Source organism: Vibrio sp. 10N.247.310.98 (assembly GCF_041467395.1).
Taxonomy (GTDB): domain Bacteria; phylum Pseudomonadota; class Gammaproteobacteria; order Enterobacterales; family Vibrionaceae; genus Vibrio; species Vibrio crassostreae_C.
Genome location: NZ_JBFSUL010000034.1, coordinates 1 through 16,278, shown reverse-complemented (window position 1 = coordinate 16,278; position 16,278 = coordinate 1). Strand labels below are relative to the sequence as shown.

The window sequence follows — 16,278 nt, the reverse complement described above, 5'->3', positions numbered from 1 at the left end:
AAACCTCAGCGACCGGATCTTTACGTTAGTCATCAAACATCAAGTTAATGGCTGCACCCAACAAGATCAGCCCAACAATTGGCCCCATGACTGCTAATGGCGCGCGCTCAATGTATGGAAGGTTCTCTGCGATCATCAAACCCCATTCAGGTGTTGGTGGCTTTGCCCCTAATCCGATGAAGCTCAGCGAGGTCAGACTTAGAGTGATAACCGGTAGCCTCAACATCGCGTGTCTTAACAACGGTGGCAACACATACGGAAGCAAGTAGAAACGGAAGATTCTAAGCTTACTGGTGCCCCATAGTGGCGCGAGGTGTGTATAAGGTTGAGCCTTGGCTTCTACGATCAAGCTTGAGCAGTGTGCAGCTAGCGGCGCCCACGACACCAATACAATCGCGATTAATGCGCTGTTCGGATTCATCCCCGTTAAGCCTGCAACAAGCAAGCCTGCAATGATGTATGGGATACCCTTAGTGATCTCGATAAGGCCTTGGCTAAAGCGGGTGTTGAAACCCATGATGATGCCCGTCACCAAGCTCAAGAAGGTTGCCAAGATACCCGCTTGGAAGGTCGCGACCATACCAGAACCGATTCTCGCTAACAGGTCTCGCCCAATGCCATCGGCTCCCAAAGGTGCTTGCCAACTCGGTGATGCCAAGCGTGCGAATTGGCTAGTGTATGGGTCTCGGAATGCAGCCCAAACCACGATTGAAATCAGGAATGAGAGTATTGAAAAAGCAACAGCACGCTTGGTGCGGCTTTGTGTAAAACGAAACGAAGAGTGGCTACTAATCAGCTTACCGCTTTTCAGGCTATGGCCAAGAATCAATTGCTGAACAAACAAACTCATGCTGCTCACGGCAATTGAAAATAGCAGCAACACCAATAAGCCGCCTTGCAGCGTTGGTAAGTCTTGCGCCTTGGCTGCACCAAGAATCATGCGCCCGATACCCGGAATCGAAAAGATAAGCTCAACCGCGACTGCGCCACCAGTTAAGCCAATCACGATCATCGCGATTTGCGGGATCAGACTGCTCAGCGCTCTTTTCAGCGCAAAGCGAATAATTTGATTGGAATGAACGTTGGCACTGAGCCAAGTGATCACCCAAGGTTCATTTAAAACGCGTTGTAAACTGTCTCTAAGTAGGCGACTAAATAGGCCACTGGCGGGCAATGCGAGCGCTAAACTCGGTAGCCATATGTCTTGCCAACTTTGCCAACCATACGGCGGCAGCCAACCTAACCAGATAGAGAACACCAGTATTAATACCGAGGCCACCACGTACTCTGGCAAGGATATTAATACCGTACTTAAACTGCTGTAACTCTGCCCCAGCTTGCCCTTCTTCCAACTGCGCAAGGTGGCAAGTAAGCCTGCACCGCACAGTGCGAAAGTCATCACAAGTGCGCTAGACATCAAAAACAGAGATGTAGACGCTGTTTTTTGAATACCTAGTGCAACCGAAGAACCATCAATCCATGATTCACCTAGATCACCTGAAAAAGCACTTCCTACCCAGTCGAGCAGGCGCTCAATGGCTGAACGGTCAAGCTGAAGATCAGCGCGTACCGCCGCTAAAGCTTCAGGCGTAAGCAGGTGTTGTTGCCCCGCCCTAGCCCGCAGAATAGATTGGCTTGGATCGATGCCTGCAATGTCAGGCATCAAACCAACAAGAATCACCACCACAATCAGTGAGGCGATTCTTGATAGCCAAGGCGTCAAGATAAATAGAGTTCGACGCAGAGTCTCAGCAGATAACATTTATTTAGTTAGCCTGTGTTGCCGGGTTAACTTGTGTCGTTTGATCAACCAAGCGACGTTCACTTGGGTCACGAACGACATTGCTTACACGCTCACTTTCACCTTGAATCACACGTTCGTGAAGCAGCGGGATAGCCGCGAAATCGTTAAGGATTTTTTGTTCAGCTTCGATGATCGCTTGCTGACGCAGCGCACCTAGCGGTTGTAGGTCAGCGTGATTCAGTGCTTTATCTACCTCTTGAGAACAGAACTGGCCAAGGTTGAATGAACCCTTACAACCAAAGTCGCTCATCATGTAAGCCACTGGGTCACCCGAATCTAGAACCGTTGCACGAGAAAGGATAAACGCGTCGAACTTACCAGATAGCGCATCGTTCTCGATCTGAGCGTATTCACGAATATCCAGCTCAACCTTGAAACCAGCCGCTTCAAGTTGTTGCTTCAGTAGCGCTGCCACTTCTGGAAGCTCTGCACGGTCGGTAAAGGTACCGATAACAATACTTTCACCGTTTGCTTTTAGCGTTTTGTCGATTGCTTGACCTTCAGGTCGGATCGGCTCAGCCCAAGCAAGTGCAGGACCTAATAGGCCTTGTGCGATGTCCGCGTGGTTTTCATAAACAGTATTCACGATTTGCTCACGGTCTACCGCAGCCGCCGCTACCTTACGCAAGTTAATATCGCTGAATACGCCTGACTTGTTATTTAAGTAAAGCGTATTGGTACGAGGCATCGCCACTTCATAAAGTAGGTTCGGATCAATGGTCGCGATTTGTGAAACGGGTACCGCTTCAACGACGTCAGCCGTGCCGGTTCTCAGTGCTGCAGCACGAGCAAAACCATTAGGAACGTATTCTGCAATCACAGATTCAACTTGCGCTTTTTCACCCCAGTAGCCATCGAAACGTTTTAGCTTCGCGCTGGTTGTACCGTTAATTTCAGTCAACTCAAACGGGCCCGTACCAGCACCCATTGGGCTAACACGACCATCTTCTTGATAAGCACTTGCTGCTAGGATCGCTAATTGAGGGCTTGATAAACGGCTTGGTAGAAGAGGGTCATCAAAGCTGGTCTTGATCTCTACGCGGTAGTTGTCCATCGCTTTCACTTCGAGATCGACACCATCTAGAATGCGTGGCTTAGGTGCAGCCTCAAGCGCTTTCTGCAAAGAGTTCACTACGGATTCTGCTGTTAATGTAGAGCCATCGTGGAATTTAACGCCTTGGCGAATCGTGAACTGCCAAGTCAGTGGATCAAGATGTTTCCAATCAGTCGCTAGCATTGGTTCTGCTTCTGAGGTTGGGCTCAAGTTGACTAACGTTTCAGCCGTGCTCCAACGTGATAGTTTGAACGCGTCATCAGAAAGTGGCGATAGGCCCGTTCTTGGTGGCTGCATCATCGCAACTCGAATTTCAGATTTTACTGCGGCATCGCTAGACCCTGGTTGAGAGTCAAAACAGCCCGTCAAAGGCAGAGCCAACGCAAGCGTGCAAGCCAGTTTGATTGAATTAAAACGCATAATTATTTTTTCTCTGTAGCTGTATTTTTTTTATAAATAAGGTTGTGTTTAACAAGTAGATTTCGAAAGAGGCTGAGACTCGATCAGCATCTGAGTCGCAGGATGAGCAGGTTTACTCATCACTTGATCGGTCGGTCCGTGCTCCACCATTTCACCATGGTCGAGTACCAGTATTTCTTCACAAAGGGCTTTTGCGGCACCTAAATCGTGAGTAACCAAAATAAGGCGCATATCGCGCTTCTTTTTTAATGAATTAACCAAGTCCAACAACCTTTGGCGATTCACTGGGTCAAGGCTGGCAGTAGGTTCATCGGCCACCAGCACTGCGGGTCTAACGACAAGAGCCCGAGCAATAGCCACACGTTGAGCTTGACCTGTAGAAAGCTGATTAGGTTTCAGTAAGAGCAAACTGGCAGGCAATCCAACGTCTGAAAGCGCCTCTTCAATGATGGCTTCATGATTACCCGAAACATCTAAGTTACTTAGAGGTTCGGCTAAGATCTGTCGAACGGTATAGTAAGGGTTGAGGCTAGTGTGGGGCTCTTGTGGTACCAACTGGATCAAGCGACACACCCTTGCTTGCGTTTTGCTATTGCGAATCGGCAGCGAATGGCCAAATAGGCTGATTCGGCCAACAGTCGGTGATTTTAGGCCAAATAACAGCTCAATCAGTGTCGATTTTCCGGCACCAGAACGGCCAACAATGGCTAAGCTTTTGTCTTCAACATTGAGGTCGATGTTCTGTAGCGCTTTGAACGCCTTACCACCCAGCCAACTTGGCACTGAGTAATAATGAACTCCGACATTGTCGAACTTAATCTCGATCGGTGTTTGTGTTTCTGAATCAGTCACTGGCATTAATGGCGAGGCTTCTGAGTTTAGTGATAAGGTCGAGCTCATTCGATTAAGTCTCTCAATGAACAGCAGAAAGCGTGAGAGCTCGACTCAAGTGCATGTTTCGGTGCACCGTAAGCCACCACACCACCATCATCGATGACTAACAGCTTGTCACACGCCAACGCGCTATGCAGGTCATGGGTGATGAGTAAACCACCAATTTGACGCTGTTTAACATTGTGTCGAATCAGCTTAAGTATCTCTTGCTCTGTCACGGGATCTAACGCACTGGTTGGTTCATCGGCGATGATAATATCGGCGTTACTCAGCAAGCCAATCGCAATACACACACGTTGGCGTTGCCCACCCGAAATTTGGCTCGGGTACAACGGCAAGATGGTTTCTGGATTAGGAAAACCAAGTTGATTCAGCAACTCGGTAATTTGAATTTTTTCTTTTGATTTAAGCTTAGTGCGAGTTCCCGTCAAGGCAAGGCAGAGTTGACCTTCTATTGAAACCAGAGGGTTCAAAGCTTGAAGCGCATCTTGGAAGATAACTGCGGGGCGCTGTGTGGCAGTTCTTTGCAACATAGGCAAACCACACACAGCTTCACCAGATAGAGAAATATGACCTTCAACTTCAATCGTCTCTGGCAGAAACCCGGCAATAGCGCGAGAAAGCATCGACTTACCAATGCCTGACGGTCCCATGATCGCCAACAGCTCACCGCGATAAACATCGAAGTGGATATCTTGGAAAAGGGTTCTCGAAGAGGTTTTGATCGTTAGGTGGTCAACAGACAAAAGTGGGGCGTTCACGCAGATACTCACAGATACTCACAGATAGATGTTATAACATAACAACATTATCATTTAGCTGAGGCGATGAAAAGCGGACATTGAACTGTATCGCGTTTTACTTACAATTTTATTGACCATTTATAGTGAGTCATTACATACAAAAAAGCGCTCACCAAATTTATCGTATAAAAATAGTAAAGCGCTTTCATAAAATACTAATAATGTATTAAAGATGGCAATTAGACAGCTTAGTTAATGGCACCCTGTACTGCATCTTTGACTGGGTAACACTTCTGCTTAACTTGTGCGATGAACGGATACAGGAACGCAATACGCCCAAGATAGAACAGAGTAAACGCCAACCACAAACCATGATTACCCCAAATATCGACGGTGAATGCCTGTACCGCTAAAAATACCAACAAAGTCGCGATGCTTGAGTCTCTAACCGGACGTGTGGTTCCCGTTCCGGTAAAAATGCCATAAACCGTTAAGCCAAAGCCAGCCACTAGCGGGAACACAATTAACCACGGAGCCATCTCTTGGTACAGCGTGACCAGCGCTGGAATATCGGTAAACAAGAAAACAATCATGTCTTTGAATATCAGGGTTAAAAGCGTCAGCGCAGCAATGAAACCTGCCGTCCATTGGAAGTTAAGCCTTAATACTCGATCCAACATTGAAGGGTTCTTCTGTCCTACCGCCTTACCTGCAAACACACTCGATGCGTTGGCAATACCATCAAACATATAGCTGACAATGAAGGTCACCTGCATCAAGATCGCGTTAGCCGCTAGAACATCGGTACCCAGTTTAGAGCCAGTACGCGCCATCATGTTGAAGAACACCAAGATACAAATGGTGCGAAGCAATAGATCAGTATTCGAAGAGATGATTGTCGATAGGTCTTTCTTGGTCATCTTCGAGCCTTGCAAGAACTCAGAGATCGAGATATTGCTGGTCTTCATCACCAAGGTCACACCAATCGCAAAGGTGGTAACTTGTGCAATCAAACTTGCGTAAGCCACACCTGCGACACCCAAATCGAAATAAAGTACAAACACCGCATCCAAGACAATGTTCAACACATTACCAAACACTTGTGTATAAAGAACGTCTTTGGCTTTCGCCTGTCCCATTAACCAACCAATAATGGTGTAGTTAAGCAACACGAAAGGCGCGCCATAAATCAAAATACTGAAGTAGATATGCGCGTGCTCGGCTACATTGGCTTCAGGCTCTATCACCCACATTGCGCCTTGCCAGATGAGTGGTTGTATCAAGATAAAGATCAAACCCACTAAACCAGACAGCACAAACGGACGCATCAAGCTACCCGCCAAATCAGTGCGGTTTCCCTTACCCAGTGCCATCGCACTTTGGCCCGTGGTACTGACACGGAAAAAACCAAACAACCAATACATGGTGTTCATAATGATGGTGCCGATCGCTACGCCACCAATCAATTCAGCAATACCAAGTTGGCCAATAACAGCGGTATCCACAGCACCTAACAGAGGTTGTGTCACCGTTGAGATGATGAAAGGGAAAGCGATTTTCAGATAATCTTTGTGGGTAATGGTCATATTCTATCGAGTGATATTAAGAACTATTTGCAATTAGAACGAAATGCTATCGTTTAATCCGTACGTTGTCATCATTTACTTAGAGTAGATTATCAACAAAGCATCTTTATCTTAGGCCAACTGCATAAAATCGTTAGCTGCTATTGGTTGTGCTAATTTGTCTCAACAAAAGATCAAAGTCTGGTTCAACAAAACAGCACAACCATCGATTAGTAAAAGCTCACGGGAAGGTAGAAATCGAGTTCGAACACTTCATCGGTGTTGAGAAAATGATTCTGATGATAATGCACATACGCGGGAGTCGAGCGCTGTTTGAAACCAGATGTGGGTAGCCACTTTTCTAACACCATACTGATCTGTGGTAGCAGTTCTCCATAGCGGCCATTTAGTCGAAACACAGCGTGTAAGCCGCCCGGAATCACCATCTGATTAACTACGCTACGATACTTAATCGGCTCATCAATCGCGATACACGCGACATAACGACACTGATCCATTTCAACCCAAGCAGGGTTTGAGTGATGCAAACCAAATTGGCTCGAAAAATCACGCTGTTCGGAATTCGCCCACGCTTTCAATATCAACCACGCATTGCGAATAGAGCGGTTATAACCCGTATGTCGAACATAGGCCGCCATGCGTTCAGGCACTTCAACGATCTTGGGTTCGGGCAATACTCGCTGCGCCACATTCAAATAGCCCGCCGCCACTTCGGGATCTTTCAAATAGGGTTTTTCTGCTACTTGTAAATCGTGTTTACGCCACTCGCCCGGAGACATATTAAAGGTCGCTTTAAATGCTCGACTAAACGAAGACACCGAGCTAAAGCCACATTTATGGGCGATCTCGACCACTGACGAGCTGATATCAAACATCAATTGGTTGGCTGCATACTCCATTCGAGTGCGTCGGATATATTGATGCAACGACTCCCCGACCACGCTTTTAAAGGTGCGATGAAAGTGCTGTTCTGAATAGGCCGCTATCTCAGATAACTCTTTGGCAGACAAAGGCTGACTGATGTCTTGGTGAATATGGAACAGGACATCATTGATTCGCGATATGTGTTGACGTGACATCGTTTAAATAGCATAAATGGACATGTTTAAGAGCATAAACGGACACGCTAGTTTTTACAATTGCCGTGTAATATCAAGCGATAGAATAAAAACGATAAACGACGAGACACAACACATGGAAATCGCACAGTCATTACAACAGATTCAATCTTCATACATTCGAGAGATCCTCGCAGCCGCAAGTGATCCAAATGTCATCTCATTGGCCGGCGGTTTACCGGACGAGAAAACATTCCCAATCGATTTAATGAAGCCAACGCTAGAAAACCTAGCGAACATGCCTGAAGTTTTCCAATACGGCTCTACTGCCGGTTACGGCCCGTTGCTTGACCACCTAACACAAAGCTACCAATTGCCAGAGTCACACACGGTAATGATTTGTACTGGCTCTCAGCAAGGTTTGGATTTGATTGCGCGTGCGTATGTCGATCCAGGTGATGTGGTTGTGATGGAAGCGCCAAGCTACTTAGGTGCGATGCAGGTGTTTGGCCTAGTTCAAGCAAACATTGCGACCGTGTCTCAAACCGAATTTGGGCCGAATCTAGATGAATTGGAAACATGCTTTGCACAGCAAGCGCCAAAAATGTTCTACGCGGTGCCTGATTTTCACAACCCAACCGGTGTGTGCTGGGCAACAGAAACTCGTCAAAAAGTGGCTGAGCTGTGTATCAAATACAACGTGGCATTCATTGAAGATGCGCCATACCGTGAGCTACGTTTCACAGGCACAGAGCTGCCGTTGGTTTCTTCGTTCTGCCCTGATAACTCTATCGTTCTTCGTTCATTCTCTAAGATTGCATCGCCAGGTCTACGTATTGGCGCGGTAACAGGCAAACGCAGCTACCTTGAGCCACTGATCAAAGTGAAGCAAGGCGCGGATTTACACTCAAGTGTACCTATGCAAGCACTGCTTGTTGGTCTTCTAAAACATGAAGACTTCAACGTACACATGGAAAACATTCGCACACTGTACAAGTCTCGTTATGAAGTGCTGTTCTCAGAACTAGAAAAACAACTGCCTGCAGATTGTGTGTTAAAAGCCGTAGATGGCGGGATGTTCATTTGGGTTGAGATCCCAGAGTGCGATACCTTCGAATTAGCTAAGACTTTGCTATCGAATGGCGTCGCGGTAGTACCAAGCCCAGTATTTTATCCAAAGGCCGATGAAGCAAAAGCCGCACTGCGCTTAAACTTCACTAACGCCAACCCAGAAGAATTAACAGAAGCGGTGAAACGCTTAGCGGAAGTACTTAACCAAGCGTAATCGCTGATTAAGTCAGACAGATTCAATACCAAGGCCCTGATGTATTTTTACAGCAGGGCCTTTTTGGTTTGGGAATACGTGTTGTAATTCGAACCAGATAAAACGGTTTCATTGCATTTCTTAGTCCAAAAGCCACACTAATAACAATGCTAAATAGCCCTACTTTTGGTTGGTTTTTGTCCTTCCTTGGCTTGGTTATACTGCGGCGGATTTTAATAAGCCAATATGGGCAAACCTGAGTAAATCAAACTCAGTATGTATCATAAAAGGCAACCGCTCTGGATTTACGTTCCAGCTCGCAGAAAGGAAAAACCATGTCTCAATATGTTGTATGTGCTCTGTATAAATTCGTTGCACTTGATGATTACCAAGAAATTCGCCAGCCACTAACTGAAGTGCTAGAAGCCAACAAAATTCGCGGTACTTTGCTACTTGCGAGTGAAGGCATCAACGGTACTGTTGCAGGTAAACGCGAATCTATCGATGCACTTCTTCAATGGTTCAAGCAAGACACTCGCTTGGCTGATGTTGTTTACAAAGAGTCGTTCAACGAAGAACAACCATTCAACCGCACCAAGGTTAAGCTTAAGAAAGAGATCGTAACCATGGGCGTTGAGGGCATCGACCCACGCCACGTTGTCGGCACTTACGTGAAACCAAACGAATGGAACGCATTGATCTCTGATCCTGATGTGATTCTGGTTGATACTCGTAACGACTACGAAGTGGACATCGGCACCTTCAAAAATGCTGTAAACCCAAACACAGAAACCTTCCGTGAATTCCCTCAATACGTTGAAGACAACCTTGATCCTAAGAAGCACAAGAAAGTTGCGATGTTCTGTACTGGCGGTATTCGTTGCGAAAAATCAACAGCCTACATGAAAGAGCAAGGCTTTGATGAGGTTTATCACCTTGAAGGCGGCATTCTTAAGTACCTAGAAGAGGTACCTGAAGAAGAGAGTATGTGGGAAGGCGACTGCTACGTATTTGATGGTCGAGTTGCAGTAAACCACCAGCTAGAAAAGAGCGGTTACGATGTGTGTAACGCGTGTCGCCTGCCAATCACTGACGAAGACAAAGCCTCTAAACACTTCGAGAAAGGCGTAAGCTGCCCTAAGTGTATTGATAAGCACAGCGACGAGCAGAAAGCCCGTTTCCGTGAACGTGAAAAGCAAGTTCAACTGTCGAATGCTCGTGGCGAAACCCACGTAGGCGGCGAAGCTGCTCACCTTATCGAGCAACGCAAAAAAGAGAAGCTTGCACACAAAGAGCAGCAACGCTCTGGTAAGAAAGCAAAGTAAACTTTCTGCTTTAAACTCTTATAGTTCTAAACATATAACTATAAATAGTTAGCTATATACATACAAAAGGGCGCAATTTCGAGGATAATTCTACGAGTTTACGCCCTTTTTTGATCGCTTTACGGCTTTGTGTTTTGAACCACATTTCTTTCGAAAAATTACTTCTATACTGTTAATAATTCGACTAGAGAGGAAGTGCCAATGCTCAATGAAAACCATGCCTTTATCTTAGATTTCCCAGATCTTAAATTAGACATTGTTCAGCTCAACCACGACGACGAAAAATTCAAAGCAGACATGCAGAAATACCACCAACTCGACTACGACATCCGCCAACTAGAAATCTCTGGCAGCCCAATCGATGACGACAGCATGCACAACCTCAAAGTAGAACGCATGGCATTAAAAGACTCGCTACATAAGCAACTTACTCGACATCACGCGCTTAAGATCGTTTAAATCACAACGTTCTTACTGCCAGATTTTAAGCCATGCATTACGCATGGCTTTTTGGTTTCATCACTTCGCAAATCTAAGCTAATTCGGCTTCTTCAATTATGTTACTGTTTGCTTATTCAAAGGCGTTTGATAAGGAAGCGGTAAAAGTGGCAATGAAAGAAGAGAACATACAACTCCAACTCGCTTCAAATTCTGAATTCGATGAACTGTTTGCGTGTGTTAAACAAGGTATCTTCATACACGTAGATAGCGTTTTCGGCTGGGATGACGACTTTCAACGTCAACGACTTTTAAACGAATACCATCCATCTTGGTTTCATTGGGTATATCGCGAAAATAAAAGAGTGGGGCTCGCCTGCTTTAAACCTTATGACAACGCATACCATATTCATTTGCTGATCATTTTCCCCCAGTACCAAGGTCGTTCGCTTGGCAAGCAAGTCATGACTCTCATACATAAAAAAGCTATGGCAGAGCAACTTAGTCAAGTCACTCTATCGAGTTTTAAAAGTAATGCTCGTGCTATTAACTTTTATCAATCGCTTGGCTATCACGTTGTTGATGAAGGAGATGATGATTTTGTGGGGATGGAGCTCAATCTATACCACAAACACCATCTCTAATTAAACGCCCTAGCCACTCGCCCATTACTGCTCAGTACATAATGACCAATATAAGCTGGGATAAATACCGATTGCCCTTTGGTGAGTGTTAGGTGTTCACCTTTCTGACTCATTAACGTTAAATCATCATCTATCGCCATTAAAATTTCAGCACCGCTTGTGATCACTTCTTCTTGCTGAGGGCGATGAAAGATATTGAAATCAAAATCACTGACAGGAATATCATAACTATCACATTGACCCAGTTTTGAGGGCGCTAACAACAAGCGTTCAAACGGGATCGGTTTGAACTCTGTACAGGCAACCAACTCGGCGACATCAATGTGCTTTGGCGTTAAACCTGCTCGCAAAACGTTGTCTGAATTTGCCATGATCTCGAGCCCAGTTCCCTTAATGTAAGCATGCGGAGTATTCGCATTCAAATACATCGCTTCACCCGGGTTCAATGTGATCAAGTTAAGAAGCAGAACACAAAATAGACCAATATCGTTTGGATACTGATGACTAAGCTCAATAACCAAAGCAAACTCCGCTTGGTCTTGATGAGCAGCCGCGTAAGTCAGAAGTTGCTCTAATGCTTGATGTTTACGTTGTTCATTCAACGTTAATAAATCACGGAAAAACGCCTCTAAACCTAGAGAATCAAGGTGGTTGCCAAACTCTTCAACTAAACCAGCCAGCTCGCTCGAATTCAACTTTCTGAACAACCCTAATATTTCATCGAATTCTCGAAAGCCATTCATTGCTTGATATTCAGTGATCGCGTAAACCAATTCAGGTTTGTGGTTAGAGTCTTTGTAATTACGATGTCCTGCGGTCAGAGGAATGCTTGCTTGCTCTTCTCTCGCAAAGCCAATTTCGGCTTGACGCTTGTTTGGATGAACCTGAACCGATAGTGCCTTTTCTGCTGCCAAGATCTTAAACAAGAACGGCAATTCACCGAACTCCTGCGCAATATCGCTTGATAGATAGGCCGGTTTATTCTTGTTAATCAGCTCAGAGAGAGGCACCAAGTGCTGGTCAAGCTTAACCATTGAGCAACCTTTTGGATGCGCTCCCATCCAAACTTCCGCTTGCGGCTCTTGTGACTCATTCTGAAAGCCAAACAGTTCACGTATCGAAGAAATGCTCCCCCATGCATAATTTTGGATGGTGTTTTCCATTGGGAAAAATGAGTGTTCTGAGAAGTGGCTGAGTGACATGGCGTTTTCCGTAGTGAGCCCTTTGAACACAATTCAGAGAGCTGATTTCTAATAACGTAAATAATTAGAAAGACTACAGAGAGCAGCTAGAACCCACATGAGATGAGGTCTTAGACGCAATAGGAAAAATTCTTAGAAACAGGTGAGATCGATGAAAAGCGTGAAAAGAGTCACATTTGAATATTACGTGTAGAAAGCGCTGAGAATAAGATAGCGGCTTGTATCGCACTGATTACAGCAGCGATACAAGCATCTGAATACAAACACTAGTGACTATCTTGTTATCGTTCCTTAAAAACCAGAGCGAGCTTCTGCACTTTTCTGAGGTGATTGAGCTTGTAGGAAAGGCAGTAACAGCAAGCCAATAACGGCCGCACAAGTAGAGATGGTAATGAAGAACCCACTCCAGCCGTAAGCTTCTAGAACGAGCGCTAATGGGTAACCAGAAAGTGCTGCTCCCATATAAGCAAACAAGCCAACAAAACCTGTCGCCGCCCCAGCAGAGTCTTTATGTGAACATTCCGCCGCCGCCATGCCAATAAGCATTTGAGGGCCAAAAACAAAAAAGCCAACGCAGAATAGCCCAGCCGCTTGAAACACAAAGTTGGTTAAAGGCATAAGCCATAAAGCCGAAACCGAAAGGAAGATGCCAATCGCAAACAAGATGTTCATTGGACCGCGGTTGCCACCAAACAACCTATCCGATCCCCACCCAGCAACAAGTGAACCAACAAAACCTCCTATCTCGAACAGAGACAAGGCAGCGTTGGCGTTGATCAAACTGTAATCGTGTTCTTCGGTGAGGTATAAATTGCCCCAGTCGTTAACTGCCGTTCTTACGATGTAAACCAACACATAACTAAAGGCGAGCAACCAAATATACTTGTTGCTGAACACGTAGGTTTTCAGGATTTCTCGATAGCTTAACCCTTGCCCGTGGCTCTCTTGTGCCAACTCTAGATGGTCATTGCGCCACTTTCCTACCGTCGGAAGTCCCATGGTGGTGGGCTTATCACGCAAACGCCAACAAACAATCAGACCAATAAAAACGCCAATCACACCCGGCCAAATAAACCCCGCTCGCCAACTGAATTGCAGCGTCAGATAACCCACAAGAATAGGAATTAGCGCCCCACCCACGTTGTGTGCTGTATTCCAGATTGCCCAGCGAAAGCCTCTTTCGGAGCGAGAATACCAAGTCGTCAATAACTTAGAACACGATGGCCAGCCCCAACCTTGGAACCATGCATTGAGCACCCAAAGCAAGATAAAAGCCGCCAAAGAACTAGAAAAGCCAAACGCTATATTGATCAAGCCTGTCGCGATTAAGCCAAGCCCCATGAAGTAGCGCGGGTTTGAGCGATCCGATATCGTGCCTGAAATAAATTTCGATAAACCATAAGAAAGATAAAAGAGCGTGCCAATTAAGCCAATATCTCCTTTGTCCAAACCAAGATCGGTGATCATTGCGGGCGCGGCGTAATTAAAGGTTTTACGAGTGAAGTAAAAACCCGCATAGCCGACATACATTCCTATCATGATGTGGAGACGCCAGTAGCGATAACTCTGGTTGACTTCATCATCTGTTAGAGCATGAGTATTTGACGTAGCTGAGCGCAGAAATCCAAACATATTCGTTCTCACACTTTAGGTAATGTAACGCTGATATTGGTACCCGAAGATGAGCCATTAGCGTTAATGGTCATCTTGCCGCCGAGCGCCTGAACACGCTCTTGCATACCGCGAACCCCCATTCCTTTGAGAAGATCTTGCGCTGTAAAACCAACGCCATTATCTGATATCTGAAGGTAAGCCTGGTCACCTAAAATCAGTTCAATTCTGATCTCGCTCGCGTTGGCGTATTTAGAGGCATTATTTAGAGACTCTTGGCACAGCCTGAAGATAGTGACCTTAAGCGTGTCACTCAAACACGAGTAATCTCCTTGCCAATTTAACTGGATATCAACGCCGTGATCCGAGAACTCCATCTCTCGAATAAGCTGTTCCACGGAATCTTTTAAGTCCAGATCGTCCAGCATCTTAGGTCTTAATTTTGTAAGTAGACGTTTGGTGGTGTCATAAACATTCAAAGATAATGATTCAATGGTACCCGCACAGCGAACGCTCATCTCAGCCGCGTCGACACGTTTAATAATGCTTGCCTGAGTACGAATTGCCGTGATGTTTTGGCCGATTTCATCATGCAGTTCACGCGCAATATCACGACGAACCGACTCTTCAGCGGTAACTAACTGACGTGAAAGGTTTTGATTTCTGGAAAGCTCACTGCGTAATTTCGAGTTGAGATCTTTCTGCTTTTGAACCGCTAAACCAAGCAATATACCAGTGATGGTTTGAGCAGACAGAGACAAGAGCAAATCGGTAATTTCGAGTTTGGACGTTCCACTATGAGCAGCAATCAGCGCGACACTATTTAGCATTGTTGCAAGCAGAGCGCCTTGCCATCCGTAACGAACGGCCAGCAAGATAATAGGGATCGCCATACAGAATGGGGCAAAGCGCCTTAGCTCATCAGGCAAACTGGTTTGTATCAAAATACTGGCGACCAACAAGACGCTATATAAAGCGATGTGACGAATTTTGAACTCTACAACATTATGGATTAAGTAAGAGCTCAGTGGCGCCCACTTATTTTGGAATAGATAGTTCCAGACCAGATAACACATCGGCACCAGCATCAATCCACCCGTGATACTCGCTAACCACACCATGTAAACAGCTGGAACATGAGAACCGACCACGGCAACGTTAATTAATGCGGTGACCATGATTAAGCTCGCCATCACTAACAAGTGACGATTCTGGTCACCAGAATAATAACGCTTGGCAATTAGCGTAGCAGGAATACTCAATCCACTGGCGATGAGTATCGTCAGCCATTGAGGTTCATCAAGCAGTAGAGCTAAAGCAATCGCGAGCCCCCACTCTGCAATATAGATGGCAGGCCAATAGTGGGTGCGAGTGTGCAGCGTCATTCCCAGTCGAAGTGAAAACGGGAAAAGCAGAATCGCTAACTCAGGGTCATTAATGAAATAGAAGGCAATAACCCATAAACAGAACCATGCACAACCAGCCATAAAAAACCCACACAGGGAGGTGGCTAGGTAAGAACGCATTAGTACTGGTCTTGTGTAAACAGTTTCGCTAACTCGACGTTATTCTTAACATTGAGTTTGTCCATCGCATTGGCACGGTGTACATGCACCGTTTTATGGCTAACCCCTAGCTCTACGGCGATAGATTTTACATCGAGCCCTGTTGCCAATAACTGGCACACTTCGCTTTCTCTGCGGGTGAGCTGATTTAAAGAGGCTTTATTCTTCATGGGTGTCGCAAGCTTTATGGCGATATCAGGCGTGAGATAACAGCCACCATTTGCGCTCGTGTGTACGGCTTGAATTAACTCATCAGGACTGCAGCGCTTGCTCAGATAACCTTTAGCTCCTAACTCTAACGACTTTTCAACCATCGCCGGAGAGTCATGTACGCTCAACATGATGCTGGCAATGCCTGATGGAATTTCTTCCAACAAACTCAGGCCACTTTCATCTTGCATTGAAATATCCAAGATAACGACATCAGGGTGACAACTTGGTAGTCCGAGTCGCGCTTCTGCCGCAGAACTGAATTCACCCACGACCGTAATATCAGTTTCAAGACTGAGTAATTGAGCAAAACCAGATCGAACAATGACGTGGTCATCAACAAGCGCAACATTAATCATGATATCAACCAAAATTAAGAGTAAGAAAGAAAAATAGCCCCAATAGGTAATGCCGATCAGTTAAAGCCAAAGCGATCGGTTGAAGGATCCTTCAGAGCTGT

General features: G+C 45.7%; 14 protein-coding genes. 4 read left to right on the top strand and 10 right to left on the bottom strand.

Annotation, left to right across the window (positions count from 1 at the left end):
• Window positions 1-25 precede the first annotated feature (25 nt).
• The 6 genes from AB6E78_RS14155 to AB6E78_RS14130 all read right to left on the bottom strand — a co-directional run bounded on the left by AB6E78_RS14155 (window position 26) and on the right by AB6E78_RS14130 (window position 7,580).
• Window positions 26-1,762 carry an ABC transporter permease subunit gene (locus tag AB6E78_RS14155; protein ID WP_372133833.1) on the bottom strand — a complete coding sequence of 579 codons (1,737 nt, stop codon included), beginning with the start codon at window positions 1,760-1,762 and terminating at the stop codon, window positions 26-28.
• 4 nt (window positions 1,763-1,766) lie between these two features.
• Window positions 1,767-3,278, bottom strand: a complete 1,512-nt coding sequence (locus tag AB6E78_RS14150; protein ID WP_372133832.1) for an ABC transporter substrate-binding protein — start codon at window positions 3,276-3,278, stop codon at window positions 1,767-1,769.
• A 48-nt stretch (window positions 3,279-3,326) separates the two neighbouring features.
• Window positions 3,327-4,178, bottom strand: a complete 852-nt coding sequence (locus AB6E78_RS14145) for an ABC transporter ATP-binding protein (protein WP_372133831.1) — start codon at window positions 4,176-4,178, stop codon at window positions 3,327-3,329.
• Window positions 4,175-4,933 carry an ATP-binding cassette domain-containing protein gene (locus tag AB6E78_RS14140; protein ID WP_017061554.1) on the bottom strand — a complete coding sequence of 253 codons (759 nt, stop codon included), beginning with the start codon at window positions 4,931-4,933 and terminating at the stop codon, window positions 4,175-4,177. The genes AB6E78_RS14145 and AB6E78_RS14140 overlap by 4 nt, the downstream gene beginning before the upstream one ends.
• Before the next feature lie 230 nt (window positions 4,934-5,163).
• Window positions 5,164-6,501 (bottom strand): MATE family efflux transporter, encoded by a 1,338-nt coding sequence (locus AB6E78_RS14135; protein ID WP_372133830.1) that lies wholly within the window; start codon window positions 6,499-6,501, stop codon window positions 5,164-5,166.
• 209 nt (window positions 6,502-6,710) lie between these two features.
• Window positions 6,711-7,580: a GyrI-like domain-containing protein gene (locus AB6E78_RS14130; protein WP_102393067.1), complete on the bottom strand. Its 870-nt coding sequence runs from the start codon at window positions 7,578-7,580 to the stop codon at window positions 6,711-6,713.
• A 115-nt stretch (window positions 7,581-7,695) separates the two neighbouring features.
• Here AB6E78_RS14130 and AB6E78_RS14125 point away from each other — a divergent pair, with 115 nt between their 5' ends.
• The 4 genes from AB6E78_RS14125 to AB6E78_RS14110 all read left to right on the top strand — a co-directional run bounded on the left by AB6E78_RS14125 (window position 7,696) and on the right by AB6E78_RS14110 (window position 11,230).
• Window positions 7,696-8,844, top strand: a complete 1,149-nt coding sequence (locus AB6E78_RS14125) for a PLP-dependent aminotransferase family protein (protein WP_136977841.1) — start codon at window positions 7,696-7,698, stop codon at window positions 8,842-8,844.
• 314 nt (window positions 8,845-9,158) lie between these two features.
• Entirely contained in the window at window positions 9,159-10,148 is a 990-nt protein-coding gene (locus AB6E78_RS14120) for a rhodanese-related sulfurtransferase (protein ID WP_372106731.1), read from the top strand.
• A 201-nt stretch (window positions 10,149-10,349) separates the two neighbouring features.
• Entirely contained in the window at window positions 10,350-10,607 is a 258-nt protein-coding gene (locus tag AB6E78_RS14115; protein ID WP_010432560.1) for a YdcH family protein, read from the top strand.
• Window positions 10,608-10,705: 98 nt separating this feature from the next.
• Window positions 10,706-11,230 (top strand): N-acetyltransferase, encoded by a 525-nt coding sequence (locus AB6E78_RS14110; RefSeq protein WP_065583568.1) that lies wholly within the window; start codon window positions 10,706-10,708, stop codon window positions 11,228-11,230.
• On the opposite strand, the gene manA is transcribed toward AB6E78_RS14110, so the two are convergent.
• From manA to uhpA, 4 genes are all read right to left on the bottom strand, one after another.
• The gene (gene manA, locus AB6E78_RS14105; protein WP_102428140.1) at window positions 11,227-12,432 is read right to left on the bottom strand and encodes a mannose-6-phosphate isomerase, class I; all 1,206 of its coding nucleotides are present in this window, start codon (window positions 12,430-12,432) and stop codon (window positions 11,227-11,229) included. The genes AB6E78_RS14110 and manA overlap by 4 nt on opposite strands.
• A 291-nt stretch (window positions 12,433-12,723) precedes the next feature.
• Window positions 12,724-14,064: an MFS transporter gene (locus AB6E78_RS14100; RefSeq protein ID WP_372133829.1), complete on the bottom strand. Its 1,341-nt coding sequence runs from the start codon at window positions 14,062-14,064 to the stop codon at window positions 12,724-12,726.
• An 8-nt stretch (window positions 14,065-14,072) separates the two neighbouring features.
• On the bottom strand, window positions 14,073-15,569 hold the full coding sequence (uhpB, locus tag AB6E78_RS14095) for a signal transduction histidine-protein kinase/phosphatase UhpB (protein ID WP_372133828.1): 1,497 nt from the start codon (window positions 15,567-15,569) through the stop codon (window positions 14,073-14,075).
• Window positions 15,569-16,177, bottom strand: coding sequence for a transcriptional regulator UhpA (gene uhpA / locus AB6E78_RS14090; protein WP_372133827.1), 609 nt, complete (start codon window positions 16,175-16,177; stop codon window positions 15,569-15,571). The genes uhpB and uhpA overlap by 1 nt, the downstream gene beginning before the upstream one ends.
• Window positions 16,178-16,278: the final 101 nt, after the last annotated feature.